The following is a 13,553-nucleotide window of genomic DNA, read 5'->3' on the forward strand; positions in this document are numbered from 1 at the left end:
CGCTACGCCGGCTCGTCCGGGATCAGCAGATTCTCGATCCAGGCAATCTGGTCCTTCAACCACAGCTTGTGCTTCTTCATCCGCTTGAGCACCAGCTCGTCGGCCTGGATGCCCTCCTGCAGGCGGGCGATGGTCTCGTCCAGGGCGCGATGCTCCTGACGCAGCTCGGCAACGCGCCGGGCCAGGCGCGCGAGTTCGGCCGGATCGAGGGGCTGGTTCATGTGCCGAGCATAGCGCGCCCGTCGCGCCGCGGCAGGCGGGTAAAATGCGGCCAGATGACGACCCAGGCCCACATCCCCGCGCTGCCCCCGCGCGCCACAAGCGCGAAGCCGACAAGCTGGCCAAGCGCCTGCGCCACCAGGTGGGCAGGGCGATCGCCGACTTCGGCATGATCGAGGACGGCGACAAGGTCATGGTCTGCCTGTCCGGCGGCAAGGACAGCTACACCCTGCTGGACATGCTGCTGCAGCTGCGCAAAAAAGCGCCGGTCGATTTCAGTATCACCGCGGTCAACCTGGACCAGAAGCAGCCTGGGTTCCCGGAGCACGTGCTGCCCGAATACCTGAAATCGATCGGGGTGGACTTCCACATCCTCGAACAGGACACCTATTCGGTGGTCAGCCGGGTGATCCCGGAAGGCAAGACCATGTGCTCGCTGTGCTCGCGCCTGCGCCGCGGCGCGCTGTACACCCATGCCGCGCAGCACGGGTTCACCAAGATCGCGCTGGGCCACCACCGCGACGACATGGTGGCCACCTTCTTCCTCAACCTGTTCTTCCACGCCAAACTCTCCGGCATGCCGCCCAAGCTGATCAGCGACGACGGCCGGCACGTCGTCATCCGCCCGCTGGCCTATGTGCGCGAGGACGACATCGCGGCCTATGCCGAGGCGAAAGGCTTCCCGATCATCCCCTGCAACCTGTGCGGCTCGCAGGAAAACCTGCAGCGCAAGCAGGTAGCGAGGATGCTGGCGCAGTGGGAGAAGGAGGCGCCCGGCCGGATCGAGACCATCGCGCGCGCGCTGGGTGACATCCGCCCGTCGCAGCTGGCCGATCCGAAGCTGTTCGATTTCCTCGCGCTGGGCCGGCGCAGCGGCGCGGCCCTGCCCGATGCGCATGCCTGGCTGGCCGGTGCGCCGGCCGGGCACGAGCCGGTAGCGATGGCGCTGCACCCGGTGCGCAACCACGACGGCCTGGACATCCTCAAGTCTTAGCCAGCCCGGAGCAGTCCCGTTGGTGTCGTGTCCTTGCCCGCCCGCAGGCAGTCCCGTTCGTGGTGAGCCTGTCGAACCATGAACGGGATTCGCCAGAACCCAGCTGTTCCCATCGCCCCATCACGCGCTCCGGCATTCCCGGCCTGGCAATAGCCGCATCAAAAGAACCACACCGCCTCATTCCCACATCGCTGCACCGCTTCCATGCCGCAGCCCGCACAGGATTCCCGATGTTTTTCCGCAACCTCACCCTGTTCCGCTTCCCGTCCTCGCTCGATCTGTCCGACCTCGAACCACAGCTGGCGGAATGCGCGCTCACGCCGGTCGGTGCGCTGGAGCTGTCCTCGCGCGGCTTCATCGCGCCGATGGGCCAGCACCACGCCGGCTTTCAGCACGCATGCGACGGTGCGCGCTGGCTGACCGTCGGCGGCGAGGACAAGCTGCTGCCCGGCGCGGTGGTCAACGACCTGCTGCAGAAGAAGCTGGCCGCGATCGAGCAGAAAGAAGGCCGCAAGCCCGGCGGACGCACCCGCAAGCGGCTGAAGGACGAGCTGATCGCCGAACTGCTGCCGCGCGCGTTCGTCCGCCCGGTGCGCACCGACGCGCTGCTGGACGGGCCGCTCGGCGTGATCGCGGTGGACACCTCCTCGCGCAAGGTGGCCGAAGCGGTGGTATCGGAAGTGCGGCGCGCACTCGGCAGCTTCCCGGCGCTGCCGCTGAACGCGGAGGTGGCGCCGCGCGCCATCCTCACCGGCTACCTGGCCGGCGATGCGCTGCCCGACGGGCTCACCCTGGGCGACGAGTGCGAGCTGCGCGACCCGGCCGATTCCGGCGCGGTGGTGAAGATCCAGCGCATGGAGCTGTCCGGCGAGGAAATCGCCAAGCACCTGGAGGCCGGCAAGCAGTGCACGCGGCTGGCGCTGGTGCTGGACGACCACGTCAGCTTCGTGCTCGGCGAGGACCTGATCGTGCGCAAGTTCAAGCTGCTGGACGGCGCGGTGGACCAGATGGAGTCCACCGAACACGACGATATCGTGGCCGAGCTGCAGGCCCGCTTCGCGCTGATGACCGGCGAGTTCAAGCGCCTGTTCGCAGTGCTGGAAAAGGCGTTCAAGCTGAGCAAGGCGGACTGAGGCCGCACCTCGGCCACACCGGGGAAAACCGCCGGCGTACACTCGCCCCATGGGTTCCCTGTTCCGCCTGTTCACGCCCGCGCGCAGCGCGCCGAAAACGCCCGCGATCCAGCGTGACCGGCTCGCGTTCCTGCTCGACGACGGCCGCGAAATCACGGTACAGCGCGTGCGCGACCCGCGCGCGCGGCGGATCCGCCTGGCGGTGGACGAGCGCGGCGCGCGGCTGACGCTGCCGCTGCGTGCCAGCCTGGTCGCAGGCGACCGTTTCCTGCGCGAGCACCATGACTGGCTGGCCGGGCAGCTCGCGGCGCAGGCCGACGTGGCCGGCAGCGGGCTGGTGCGGATGGCGACGCCGGCATTGCCGCTGCGCGGCATTGAGCTGCCGCTGCGGTGGGACGGTGGCCGCGCAACGCGACTGGTCTTCGACACCGACGGCAGCCTGCGGTTCACCACCCCGGCCAGCGCCGGCGATGCGGTCCTGCGCCGCGTCCTGCGCGATTTCTACGAGGCCGAAGCCCGCGCCGATGTCGGCCGCTGGCTGCCGAAATACCTCTCCGGCCTGCCGCGCGCGCCGCGCCGGATCGTGTTCAAGCGCACCACCTCGCTATGGGGCTCGCTGGCGCCGGACGGCACCCTGGCGCTGGACCTGGCGCTGGTGCTGGCGCCGCCTGCGGCGTTCGAATACGTGCTGGTGCACGAGCTCTGCCACCTGCTGCACGCCGACCACTCGCCGCGGTTCTGGGCCGCGGTCGAAGCCCGCTATCCGGACTGGCGCGACCAGCGCGACTCCCTGCGCCACGCAGGCCGCGGCCTGAAGGGCCGGCTGCGCGCGCTGCTGGCCGGCTGACCCGCGCCAGCGCGTTTTCCCGGACAGACACAGACCAAGCGCCGGGGGGATCCATGACCACCACGCACAGCCGCCTGCCGGGCCTGCTGCCCGCGGTCGTGGCCGTCACCATGGCCATGACCATGGCGATGGCCGGGTGCCGCAAGGCGCATGAAGGCGTACCGGAGGCGGCAGTGGAGCGCGCGCCGGGGGCCGCGCGGGTCGCGGCGGCGGCCGATGGCACCACCAGCGTGGCACTGCCGCCCGGCTTCCCCACCGACATCTACCTGCCGGCGCAGCGCCGGGTGGCCACCGCGGTGGACATGGCGGGGATGCAGATGGTCAACCTGGTGACCCCGGCAACCAGCGAGGCGGTGTATGCGGAAGCCGACCGGCTGATGCAGGGCCGCGGCTGGAAACGCGAGCTGGCGATGCAGTCGGACGACGGCAGCACGCTGGCTTTCCGCAAGGAGCATCGTCAGGTGTTCTACCAGCTGGTACGCGACGATGCCGGCGGCACCCAGCTGGCGGTGCGGGTGGCCGCCAGCGACTGAACCCGCGCTCCGCGGGCGGCGGCACTCCCCTCGGACTCCCGGCACTTCAGCCCACGCCGAGGAACTCGCCCAGTACCTGCGCCACCGCCTCCGGCTGCTGCATGTGCAGGTGGTGGCCGCCGGGCAGCACCGCCATCCGCCCCTGCGGCAGCAGCGCCACCCGCCGCCGGCGTTCGTCATCCGGCAGGTAGGGCTGTGCGGGATCGGCGAACAGCGCCAGCGTCGGGCATTCGATCGCGCGCAGCACGTCGTCGATCTGCGCCTGGGTCATGCGGATCAGGGTCGGCTGCACCAGGCGCGGATCGCTGCACCAGACGAAGCCGCCGTCCACCGCGCGCAACCCGCGCTCCACCAGTAGCCGCAACTGCGGCTCCCCCAGCCCGGTGCCGGGTACGCGCTGCGACTGCAGGCGCGCGCGCACCGCAGTGTCGATGTCCGGGAACACGCGCAGCCCGCGCCCGGGCCGCAGGCGGTGCGCGATCGCCTCGCGCATGCGGGCGGCGGTGCGCTCCGGGGCCTCCGCCAGCGCGCCGAGCATCTCGATCACCGCCAGCCGCTCGATCCGCTGCGGGCAGGCCGCCGCCAGCAGGCTGGCCAGTCCGGCGCCCATCGAATGCCCGAGCAGGCAGAACGTCTCCCAGCCGAGCGCATCGGCCACGTCCAGCAGGGTGTTCAGCGCCAACGGAAAGCCGTAGTCGGTGCCGGGCGGCAGGTGCACGCTGTGGCCGTGGCCCGGCAGGTCCGGCACCACCAGATCCAGCCCGCGCAGATAGGGCGCCAGCGGCAGGAAGCTGGCGGCATTGTCCAGCCAGCCATGCAGCGCCAGCACGCGCGGGCCGCGGTCGTCGCTGCGCAGGGCCGCGATCCGGCCCAGCGGGATGTCGAGGGTGATCTCGCGCATCAGGCCCAGCCCTCCGCCGCGCGCGCCAGCGCGGCCAGCGCGTCGGCGTGCGCCGGCTCGGCGTTGAGGCAGGGGATGTAGCGCAACGCCTGGCCGCCCGCTGTGCGGAAGGCCGCGGCGTTCTGCAGCGCGATCTCCTCCAGCGTCTCCAGGCAGTCCACCGCGAACCCCGGGCAGGCCACGTCGACCTCGCGCACGCCGTCGCGCGCCAGCGCTTCCAGCGTCTGCTGGGTATAGGGCTGCAGCCAGGCCTCGCGGCCGAAGCGCGACTGGAAGGTCAGCACGATCTCCTCGCGCGCCAGGCCCAGCGCGGCGGCGATCGCGGCGGCGCTGGCTTCGCACTGCGCAGCGTAGGGGTCGCCTGCCTGCACCAGCCGCTGCGGAATGCCGTGGAACGACAGCAGCAACCGCTCGCCGCGCCCGTGCGCCTGCCAGTGCGCGCGGATGCTGCCCGCGACCGCCGCGACCCAGCCCGGATCGACGTGGTAATCGTGCAGCGTCTCGATGTGCAGCTCACCGCGCGCCGCGGCCACCGCGTCCTCGACGCTGGCGGTGGTGGTGGTCGAATACTGCGGGTACAGCGGCAGCACCCGCACCCGGCGCACGCCCTGCGCGCGCAGCTCGGAGAGCACCGCGGCCACCGCCGGCTCGCCGTAGCGCATCGCGTGCCGCACCCGCCAGCCCGGCAGGCGCGCCCCGACCGCCGCCGCCAGCGCGGCGGTATGCACCGCCAGCGGCGAGCCGCCCTCCATCCAGATCTCGGCGTACTTGTGCGCCACCTTCCGGGCTGCGCAGCGGCAGGATCACGAAATGCAGCAGCGGGCACCACAGCCAGCGGGTCAGCGGCACCACCCGGTAGTCGTGCAGGAACTGCGAGAGGTAGCGGCGCACCGCAGGCGCGGTGGGGGCCGCCGGGGTGCCGAGGTTCACCAGCAGCAGCGCGGGCGGGGCGGCGGAAGCGTCAAAGGGGGCGTCGTCCTGCATGTGCATAGGATGGCATGAAGCGCGCGCGCGGCCAGCCTGGCTTAACATCGATTCATCGCCGCCGCGCCAGGATGCGGCAGTCCCCCCGCAACCGGAGACCCCGATGACCGCCACCCCGCGCCGCCTGACCCTCGCCCTCGCCGTCCTGCTCGCCGCCGGCAGCGTCGCCGCCGGCAGCCGCGAGGATGCGCGCGCCGACGAAGCGATCCGCGTGCTCAAGCAGATCCAGGCCATTCCGGAATCCTCGATCCCCGACCGCCTGCTGGAGGACGCGCGCGGGATCGTGGTGGTGCCCGACACCATCAAGGCCGGCTTCATGCTAGGCGGCCGCCGCGGGCTCGGCATGATGGCGGTCAAGCGCCCGGACGGCAGCTGGTCGAACCCGGTGTTCGTGAAGCTGTCCGGCGCCAGCTTCGGCTTCCAGGCCGGGGTGCAGTCGGCCGACGTGATCCTGGTGTTCCGCAGCGAGCGCGGCCTGGACACCATCGTCAACGGCAAGTTCACCCTCGGCGCCGATGCCAGCGTCGCCGCCGGCCCGGTCGGCCGCAGCGCGGCGGCCGCCACCGACGGCGCGATGAAGGCCGAGATCTGGTCGTGGTCGCGCGCGCGCGGGCTGTTCGCCGGGGTGGCGCTGGACGGCGCAGTGCTGCAGATCGACCACGGCGCCGACCGCAGCGCCTACGGCGCGGGCGTCACCCCGCGGATGATCTTCGAAGGCCGCACGCCGCCGCCGTCGCCCGCCATCGCTGCCTTCCGCACCACCCTGGAAGAGGCCACCGCCGCCGCCCGCTACGCACGCCAGCGCGCCGAGGCGGCATCGGCCCCGCCGCCGCCCGCGCCGGGCGCGGCCACGGTGACTCCGCTGGGCGACGACAACCCGGCCAGCAGCGCGCCGCTGCCGCCGCCGACCAAACCGTGAGCATCGCGCGCGCCTGCTAGACTGGCGGCCTCTTTCCGTTCCTTACATTCCACGGGTGCACCATGGGCGGCTTCAGTATCTGGCACTGGCTGATCGTGCTGTTGATCGTGCTGCTGGTGTTCGGCACCAAGCGGCTGACCTCGGGCGCGCGCGACCTCGGCAAGGCCGTGCACGAGTTCAAGAAGGGCATGCGCGGCGAGGATGAGGGCGCGCAGGACGCGAACAAGCCCGCGCCGCGCATCGGCCAGGAGCCGCCGGCGGATGCGCCCTCCGAGCAGCGCGAGCACGACGACACCTCACGCTGACGCCGGCAGGCGGCGATGTTCGACTTCTCGCTCGGCGAGATGCTGGTGGTGGCGCTGGTGGCACTGGTGGTGCTCGGCCCCGAGCGCCTGCCCAAGGCCGCGCGCCTGGCCGGGCTGTGGCTGCGCCGCGCGCGCGCGCATTGGGTCTCGATGAAGAACGAGCTGGAGCAGGAGCTGGCGCGCGAAGAGCTGGCGCGCAGCCTGCGCGAGACCCGGCAGGCGCTGGACGAGGCGCAGGCGCAGCTGCACGCGGCCGACCGCGATCCGCCCCCGGCGGCGCCCGCGGCCAACGCCGCCGATGCCGCCCCGGCGGCGGCTAGCGAGGAAGCCGCCAGCCCCAGCGCCGCCAGCACTGCGCCGACCAGCGAGGTGCGCCGTGACGACTGAAGGCCGCGACGAGGCCGGCGAGCGCCCGCTGATCGCGCACCTGCTGGAGCTGCGCATGCGCCTGCTGCGCGGCCTGACCGGGCTGGTGCTGGTGCTGCTGGCGCTGCTGCCGGTGGCCAACCGGCTGTACGCCTTCCTGGCACAGCCGCTGCTGGCGAAACTGCCGAAGGGCGGCCAGCTGATCGCCACCCAGGTGGCCTCGCCCTTCTTCGCGCCGATGAAGCTGGCCTTCTTCGTGGCGCTGATGATCGCCATGCCGTGGCTGCTCTACCAGCTGTGGGCGTTCGTCGCGCCGGGGCTGTACCGGCGCGAGAAACGGCTGGCGCTGCCGCTGCTGGCCTCGGCGCTGGCGCTGTTCTACGCCGGCTGCGCGTTCGCCTATTTCCTGGTGCTGCCGATGGTGTTCGGCTTCCTCGCCCGGGTGACCCCGGACGGGGTGGCGATGATGACCGACATCAGCGCCTATCTGGATTTCGTGCTGGTCCTGTTCCTCGCCTTCGGGCTGGCGTTCGAGCTGCCGGTGGCGCTGGTGATCCTGGCCCTGCTCGGCTGGGTGACGCCGACCCAGCTGCGCGAGGGGCGCGGCTACGCGATCGTCGGCATCTTCATCGTCGCCGCGATCGTGACGCCGCCCGACGTGGTCAGCCAGCTGATGCTGGCGGTTCCGATGGTCCTGCTGTACGAGGCGGGCATCCTCGCCGCGCGCCTGGTCGCGCCACGCCCCGGCCGCGATGGTGCGTCCGCCTGATCCCGTGGCTGCCGGCTTCTGGCGCCGCTACGCGGCGTGGTCGCTGGATGCCGCCTGCCTCTTGCCGCTGGTCGTGCTGCTCGGGGCCGGCCCGCTGCGGCGGGCGTGGGCACAGGCGGATGCCAGCCTGCACACGCTGCTGGCGCTGGGCGTGCAGCGGCTGGACGCCGGGCTGGCGCAGGGCGATCCGCCGCTGGCGCTGGCCCTGGCCGCCACTGGCGATCCCGGCCTGCAGGCTGCAGCGGGCGCGCTGAGCGCCGCGCTGACCACCCTGCTCGGCCTGCCGCTGCTGCTCTACGCCCTGCTGTCGGCGCTGTGGGCGCTGGGGTTCGAAACCTCGCCCTGGCAGGCCACCCCCGGGCCAGCGCGCGCTGGGCCTGCGCGTGGCCGATGCCGCCGGCGCACGCGCCAGCGCCGGGCGGGTGCTGCTGCGCCACCTCGCCGCCGGGCTGTCCTGGGCCAGCCTCAACCTCGGGCATGCGCTGATCGCCTTTCCGCCGCACCTGGCCCTGCACGACCGCATGAGTGGCACCCGCGTGCTCGCACGCGGCGGCGATCCGCGCCTGCCCGCCTGGGCGCGCACGTGGCTGTGGCTGCAGGCGCTGGCCGGGGTGTTCGCGCTGGCCTGGCTCTACCGCCTCCTGCAAGTGCAGGCGGACGCCGCCCTGCGCGCGGCCCTGGGTGCCTGAACGCCCGCCAGGCGCGGCTTACAGCTCGATGCGGTCCTCGCGCGCCGGCAGCGGCTGGGCATTGCCGCCATCGCCGCAGATATCGCGCCAGGCGAAATACATCACCCCGAACATCACCACCATCAGGCCGACCACGAACGCCAGGTACAGCGGCACCGCGATCGCGGCCACCACCCAGCCGCCCACCAGCTTGGCCAGCACCCCGGCCAGCAGCATGGCCAGCACCAGCACGATCGCCAGCACGATCGCCGCCAGCACCGCCAGCACGAACAGCAGCAGCAATGCCGGCAGGTTGCGCAGGGTGCCGCGCACGCCGTCGGCCAGGGCCGCGCCGACGCCGCGGCCGCGCAGCGCGATCTGGCCGAAGCCGACCGCCTGCACCCCGTAGAACAGCAGCCCCACCACCCACATCACCAGCAGCGCCAGGCTGAAGCCGTCCGGCAGCGCGGGGCCGGCGCGCCCGCCATCGGGCCCTGCAGGCTGTGCAGGTACCAGCGGCCGATGTCCGGCGCCAGCAGCCCGATCAGCAGCGCCAGCAGCAGGTTCTGGGCCAGCATCAGCACGACCATGAACAGCACCGCGCGCGCCGCCACCGGCGGCTCGCCCAGCACCGAGAACACATCGCCGGCCCTGGCGGCGCGACCGCGTTCCACCGCATCCACCAGGCGCAGGTAGCCGGCGATCAGCGCCGCCATCAGGGCGGTGATCACGAGCCCCACCAGCATCGAGACACCGCTGGCCACCGCGCCACCCGGTTTGGCCCCCATGCCCACCGCGACCAGCACGACCACCATCGCCACCGCCAGGGCGATGATCGCCACCAGCAGCAGCAGCGCCCCGCCGAAGATCGCCTTCGGGTTGTCGCGGCCCAGGTTCAGCGCCCGCCGCAGCCAGTCGATGCTGGCCGTGGCGCCCACCGCACGCGTCGTCATCCGTGTATCCCTCGTGAAGAGCCAGGCCCGCGGCGCGGGCATCGCCTACAGCATACCCAAACCGCGCCCTCAACCGGCGCGCGCGTGCCGCACGAAGCGCCGCAGCACGCGCCGGGCCAGCGGCGCGGCGTGCACATCGGCTTCGAGCTGGCGCGGATCGCGGCCTTCCGCGCGCAGCGCGTCGCGACGGGCGCGGATGTAGCCGCGCATGTGCAGCGTGCTGAACTCGGGATGGAACTGCACCCCCAGGCGCTGCTGCCCCAGCGGAAGGCGTGGCAGGCGTCGTGGTCGTTGCGGGCCAGCACGACCGCCCCGGCCGGCGGGCGCAGTACGCTCTGCAGGTGGGTGGCCTGCGCGGCAAAGCGCGCCGGCAGACCAGCAAACAGGGGGTCGGCGGCGGCTTCCGGCAGCCGCTCGACCGCCACCGTACCCATCTCGCGCCCCCGCGGGTTGTCGCCCACCTCGCCGCCCAGCGCGTGCGCGATCAGCTGGTGGCCATAACAGATGCCCAGCAGCGGCAGCCCGGCCTGCGCGGCCTCCGCCAGCCAGACCGCGCTGCGCTCGCTCCAGTCGCGATGCTCGGTCACCATCGCCGCCGAGCCGGTGACGATCACGCCGGCAAACCCGGCGCGCTCCGGCAGTGCCTCGCCGTGCTCCACGTCCACCACCACCGCGGCATCGCGCTCCAGCCCGGCCGCCACCCGGATCCAGTGGGCAAAGCTGCCATGCCGGCGCATGCGCGCGGTGGGGTGGCCGGTTTGCAGGATCAGGAAGGGGGCATGCATGCGGGCGGGCCTCTCCCGCGAGCGCCGCGGGAACGACTGTGGGGATTGCGCGGGAACCGCGACCGCAGAGCGGCGAGGCGGGCCACTTATACTAGCCGGCCACGTTGCCGCTTGACCCGCCGATGGCCGCCGACCGCGTACCGATCACCTTCCAGCAACTCATCTCCCGCCTCAACGCCTACTGGGCCGAGCAGGGCTGCGTGCTGATCCAGCCGCTGGACCTGGAAGTGGGCGCAGGTACCTTCCATCCCGCCACCTTCCTGCGCGCGCTCGGCCCGGAGCCGTGGAACGCCGCCTACGTGCAGCCTTCGCGCCGCCCCACCGACGGCCGCTACGGCGAGAACCCCAACCGCCTGCAGCGCTACTACCAGTACCAGGTGGTGATGAAACCCAGCCCCGACGCCATCGTCGAGCTGTACTTCGATTCGCTCAAGGCACTGGGCATCGACCCGCTGGTGCACGACCTGCGCCTGGTCGAGGACAACTGGGAATCGCCCACCCTCGGCGCCTGGGGCCTGGGCTGGGAAGTGTGGCTCAACGGCATGGAGGTGACCCAGTTCACCTACTTCCAGCAGGCCGGCGGGCTGGAATGCCGCCCGGTGCTGGGCGAGATCACCTACGGCCTCGAGCGCCTGTGCATGTACCTGCAGCACTGCGACAACGTCTACGACCTGGTGTGGACCTATGGGCCGGACGGGTTGCCGGTCACCTACGGCGATGTGTACCACCAGAACGAGGTGGAGCAGAGCGCCTACAACTTCGAGCACGCCGACGTGGCCGAGCTGTTCCACCGCTTCGACGCCTGCGAGAAGGAGGCGATGACGCTGGTCGACGCCGGGCTGCCGCTGCCGGCCTACGAGCAGGTGACCAAGGCCAGCCACAGCTTCAACCTGCTGGACGCGCGCCGCGCGATCTCGGTGACCGAGCGCCAGCGCTACATCCTGCGCGTGCGCAAGCTGGCGCAGGCGGTGGCGGAAAGCTATTTCGCCCAGCGCGAGAAACTCGGCTTCCCGGGGCTGAGGAACAACGCCGCCCGCACGGAGGCCACGGCATGAGCATGCAACCCCTGCTGATCGAGCTCGGCACCGAGGAGCTGCCGGTCAAGGCATTGCCGGGGCTGGCGCAGGCGCTGTTCGACGGCGTGATCGCCGCGCTGGAGAAGCGCGGCATCGCGATCGAACGCGGCGATGCCAAGCCGCTGTACTCGCCGCGCCGGCTGGCGGTGCTGCTGCCGGGGGTGGCGATCGAACAGCCGGCGCAGACCTCCGAGGTGCTGGGCCCCTATCTCAACATCGCGCTGGACGCCGACGGCCAGCCGACCCGCGCGCTGCTGGGCTTCGCAGCGAAGCTCGGGGTGGAATGGACGCAGCTCGAACGCATCACCGACGGCAAGGGCGAACGCTTCGTGCACCGCGCCACCACCCCGGGCGCGCTGACCCTCGACCTGCTGCAGGGTGTGCTGGACGAGGCGCTGGCCGGCATGCCGATCCCCAAGCCGATGCGCTGGGGCGACCACGCCTACGGGTTCGCGCGCCCACTGCACTGGCAGGTGGTGCTGCTGGGCGGCACCGTGGCCAATGTGCACGCACTGGGCATCCGCGCCGGCCGCCACACGCGCGGCCACCGTTTCCACGCGCCGGGCAACGTCTCCATTGCGCAGCCGCAGGACTACGCGCAGGCCATGCGCCAGGCGTTCGTGCTGGTCGATCCCGATGCGCGACGCGCGCACATCCGCGCACAGGTGGAACAGGCAGCACGCGGCGTCGCCGGCCAGGCGCGCATCACCGCGGACAACCTGGAACAGGTGACCTGCCTGACCGAATGGCCGCAGGCGATCACGTGCGCGTTCGACCGCGAGTTCCTGGCGGTGCCGCAGGAAGCATTGATCGAAACCATGGAGGCCAACCAGAAGTTCTTCCCGGTGCTGGACGCACAGGGCCGGTTGACCGAGCACTTCATCGGCATCGCCAACATCGCCTCCAAGGACCCGGCGGAAATCCGCAAGGGCTACGAGCGGGTGATCCGCCCGCGCTTTGCCGATGCCAGGTTCTTCTTCGACGAGGACCTCGAGCAGGGCCTGGAAGCGATGGGCGAGGGCCTGAAGTCCGTGACCTACCAGGCCAGGCTGGGCAGCGTGGCCGACAAGGTGGCGCGGGTGGCCGCGCTGGCCGAGGCCATCGCCGCGCAGGTCGGGGCCGACCCGGCGCAGGCGCGGCGCGCCGCGCAGCTGGCGAAGAACGACCTGCAGAGCCGCATGGTGGGCGAGTTCCCGGAGCTGCAGGGGATCGCCGGGCGCTACTACGCGCGGCACGCCGGCGAGCTGGAGGAAGTGGCGCTGGCGATCGACGAGGCCTACCGCCCGCGCTTTTCCGCCGACGACATCGCGGCATCGCCCCTCGGCAAGGTGCTGGCCATCGCCGAGCGTCTGGACACCCTGGCCGGCGGTTTCGCCGCGGGCCTGAAGCCGACCGGCAACAAGGACCCGTTCGCGCTGCGCCGCAATGCGCTGGGATTGGCACGGACGATCATCGAGGGCGCGCTCGATCTCGACCTGAAAGCGATGCTGGTGCAGGCGAACGCGGCGCTGGCCGCGAAGGGCATCCAGGCCGACGTCTCCGAACTCTACGACTTCATCCTCGACCGCCTGCGTGGCTACTACGCCGACAAAGGCGTGCCGGCCGCGCACTTCACCGCCGTCGCGGAGCTCGAGCCCGCCTCGCTGTACGACTTCGACCGTCGCCTGGACGCCATCGGCGTGTTCGCACAGCGGCCGGAGGCCGCCGCGCTGGCCGCGGCCAACAAGCGCATCGGCAACATCCTGAAGAAGGCCGACATTGCCATCCCGGCGATGGAAGACCCCTCGCTCATGATCGAGCCCGCCGAACGCGCGCTGGCCGAGGCGGTGGAAGCGGCCTATGCGGAGACGGCTCCGGCGCTGGCGCGCGGCGATTACGTGGACGTGCTCACCCACCTGGCGCGGCTGCGCCCGCAGGTGGATGCGTTCTTCGACGCGGTGATGGTCAATGCCGAGGACCCGGCCGTGCGCGGCAACCGCCTGGCCCTGCTCAAGCGGCTGGCCGAGCGCCTGGGCAGCGTGGCGGCGATCGAGCACCTGTCGGCCTGAGGGCCGCGCGGCGGCGGGTTTAATCCGGCGTTGACGCCGCGCCGGTATCCTGC

General features: G+C 71.9%; 13 protein-coding genes and 4 pseudogenes. 11 read left to right on the top strand and 6 right to left on the bottom strand.

Annotated elements, in window-relative coordinates; translation table 11 throughout:
- Positions 1-2: 2 nt before the first annotated feature.
- Complete coding sequence (locus LJB71_RS01235) at positions 3-221, bottom strand: YdcH family protein (protein ID WP_259302780.1); 219 nt, start codon at positions 219-221, stop codon at positions 3-5.
- Between the two features lie 44 nt (positions 222-265).
- Between LJB71_RS01235 and ttcA the strand changes: the two genes are divergently transcribed.
- The 4 genes from ttcA (at position 266) to LJB71_RS01255 (ending at position 3,726) form a co-directional block, all read left to right on the top strand.
- Positions 266-1,213: a tRNA 2-thiocytidine(32) synthetase TtcA gene (gene ttcA, locus LJB71_RS01240; protein ID WP_259302781.1), complete on the top strand. Its 948-nt coding sequence runs from the start codon at positions 266-268 to the stop codon at positions 1,211-1,213.
- Positions 1,214-1,443: 230 nt separating this feature from the next.
- Positions 1,444-2,346: a recombination-associated protein RdgC gene (locus LJB71_RS01245; protein WP_259302782.1), complete on the top strand. Its 903-nt coding sequence runs from the start codon at positions 1,444-1,446 to the stop codon at positions 2,344-2,346.
- Between the two features lie 49 nt (positions 2,347-2,395).
- Positions 2,396-3,193 (top strand): SprT family zinc-dependent metalloprotease, encoded by a 798-nt coding sequence (locus LJB71_RS01250; RefSeq protein WP_259302783.1) that lies wholly within the window; start codon positions 2,396-2,398, stop codon positions 3,191-3,193.
- 53 nt (positions 3,194-3,246) lie between these two features.
- Entirely contained in the window at positions 3,247-3,726 is a 480-nt protein-coding gene (locus LJB71_RS01255; RefSeq protein WP_259302784.1) for a hypothetical protein, read from the top strand.
- A 46-nt stretch (positions 3,727-3,772) separates the two neighbouring features.
- Here LJB71_RS01255 and LJB71_RS01260 read toward each other — a convergent pair whose 3' ends face one another.
- Positions 3,773-4,627, bottom strand: coding sequence for an alpha/beta hydrolase (locus LJB71_RS01260; protein WP_259302785.1), 855 nt, complete (start codon positions 4,625-4,627; stop codon positions 3,773-3,775).
- A pseudogene (gene hemH / locus LJB71_RS01265) lies at positions 4,627-5,611 on the bottom strand (ferrochelatase). Before hemH ends, LJB71_RS01260 begins: the two are co-directional and overlap by 1 nt.
- 103 nt (positions 5,612-5,714) lie before the next feature.
- Between hemH and LJB71_RS01270 the strand changes: the two are divergent.
- The 5 genes and pseudogenes from LJB71_RS01270 to LJB71_RS01290 form a co-directional block, all read left to right on the top strand.
- Positions 5,715-6,452, top strand: a pseudogene (locus LJB71_RS01270) (lipid-binding SYLF domain-containing protein); the annotation flags it as partial.
- A gap of 140 nt (positions 6,453-6,592) precedes the next feature.
- Positions 6,593-6,835: a Sec-independent protein translocase subunit TatA gene (tatA, locus tag LJB71_RS01275; RefSeq protein WP_259302786.1), complete on the top strand. Its 243-nt coding sequence runs from the start codon at positions 6,593-6,595 to the stop codon at positions 6,833-6,835.
- Between the two features lie 15 nt (positions 6,836-6,850).
- Positions 6,851-7,081 (top strand): annotated as a pseudogene (gene tatB / locus LJB71_RS01280) (Sec-independent protein translocase protein TatB); the annotation flags it as partial.
- 196 nt (positions 7,082-7,277) lie between these two features.
- The gene (gene tatC / locus LJB71_RS01285) at positions 7,278-7,970 is read left to right on the top strand and encodes a twin-arginine translocase subunit TatC (RefSeq protein ID WP_259304703.1); all 693 of its coding nucleotides are present in this window, start codon (positions 7,278-7,280) and stop codon (positions 7,968-7,970) included.
- A gap of 383 nt (positions 7,971-8,353) precedes the next feature.
- Positions 8,354-8,659: a hypothetical protein gene (locus tag LJB71_RS01290; protein WP_259302787.1), complete on the top strand. Its 306-nt coding sequence runs from the start codon at positions 8,354-8,356 to the stop codon at positions 8,657-8,659.
- 18 nt (positions 8,660-8,677) lie between these two features.
- Here the strand turns inward: LJB71_RS01290 and LJB71_RS01295 are convergent, their stop codons facing one another.
- The 3 genes and pseudogenes from LJB71_RS01295 to LJB71_RS01305 form a co-directional block, all read right to left on the bottom strand.
- Positions 8,678-9,070 (bottom strand): hypothetical protein, encoded by a 393-nt coding sequence (locus LJB71_RS01295; protein WP_259302788.1) that lies wholly within the window; start codon positions 9,068-9,070, stop codon positions 8,678-8,680.
- Positions 9,070-9,591, bottom strand: coding sequence for a hypothetical protein (locus LJB71_RS01300; RefSeq protein ID WP_259302789.1), 522 nt, complete (start codon positions 9,589-9,591; stop codon positions 9,070-9,072). Before LJB71_RS01300 ends, LJB71_RS01295 begins: the two co-directional genes overlap by 1 nt.
- Before the next feature lie 69 nt (positions 9,592-9,660).
- Positions 9,661-10,376, bottom strand: a pseudogene (locus LJB71_RS01305) (glutamine amidotransferase).
- Between the two features lie 122 nt (positions 10,377-10,498).
- On the opposite strand from LJB71_RS01305, the gene glyQ reads away from it, so the two are divergent.
- Both glyQ and glyS read left to right on the top strand, forming a co-directional pair.
- Positions 10,499-11,431, top strand: coding sequence for a glycine--tRNA ligase subunit alpha (glyQ, locus tag LJB71_RS01310; protein ID WP_259302790.1), 933 nt, complete (start codon positions 10,499-10,501; stop codon positions 11,429-11,431).
- Positions 11,428-13,500, top strand: a complete 2,073-nt coding sequence (gene glyS, locus LJB71_RS01315; protein WP_259302791.1) for a glycine--tRNA ligase subunit beta — start codon at positions 11,428-11,430, stop codon at positions 13,498-13,500. Before glyQ ends, glyS begins: the two co-directional genes overlap by 4 nt.
- Positions 13,501-13,553: the final 53 nt, after the last annotated feature.

The organism is Thermomonas sp. S9 (assembly GCF_024704365.1).
In the GTDB taxonomy this organism is placed as follows: Bacteria; Pseudomonadota; Gammaproteobacteria; order Xanthomonadales; family Xanthomonadaceae; genus Thermomonas.

Coding starts and splice junctions, on each gene's coding strand:
- LJB71_RS01235 (WP_259302780.1), bottom strand. CDS start 221: ATGAACCAGCCCCTCGATCCGGCCGAACTCGCGCGCCTGGCCCGGCGC.
- ttcA (WP_259302781.1), top strand. CDS start 266: ATGCGGCCAGATGACGACCCAGGCCCACATCCCCGCGCTGCCCCCGCG.
- LJB71_RS01245 (WP_259302782.1), top strand. CDS start 1,444: ATGTTTTTCCGCAACCTCACCCTGTTCCGCTTCCCGTCCTCGCTCGAT.
- LJB71_RS01250 (WP_259302783.1), top strand. CDS start 2,396: ATGGGTTCCCTGTTCCGCCTGTTCACGCCCGCGCGCAGCGCGCCGAAA.
- LJB71_RS01255 (WP_259302784.1), top strand. CDS start 3,247: ATGACCACCACGCACAGCCGCCTGCCGGGCCTGCTGCCCGCGGTCGTG.
- LJB71_RS01260 (WP_259302785.1), bottom strand. CDS start 4,627: ATGCGCGAGATCACCCTCGACATCCCGCTGGGCCGGATCGCGGCCCTG.
- tatA (WP_259302786.1), top strand. CDS start 6,593: ATGGGCGGCTTCAGTATCTGGCACTGGCTGATCGTGCTGTTGATCGTG.
- tatC (WP_259304703.1), top strand. CDS start 7,278: ATGCGCCTGCTGCGCGGCCTGACCGGGCTGGTGCTGGTGCTGCTGGCG.
- LJB71_RS01295 (WP_259302788.1), bottom strand. CDS start 9,070: ATGTGGGTGGTGGGGCTGCTGTTCTACGGGGTGCAGGCGGTCGGCTTC.
- LJB71_RS01300 (WP_259302789.1), bottom strand. CDS start 9,591: ATGACGACGCGTGCGGTGGGCGCCACGGCCAGCATCGACTGGCTGCGG.
- glyQ (WP_259302790.1), top strand. CDS start 10,499: ATGGCCGCCGACCGCGTACCGATCACCTTCCAGCAACTCATCTCCCGC.
- glyS (WP_259302791.1), top strand. CDS start 11,428: ATGAGCATGCAACCCCTGCTGATCGAGCTCGGCACCGAGGAGCTGCCG.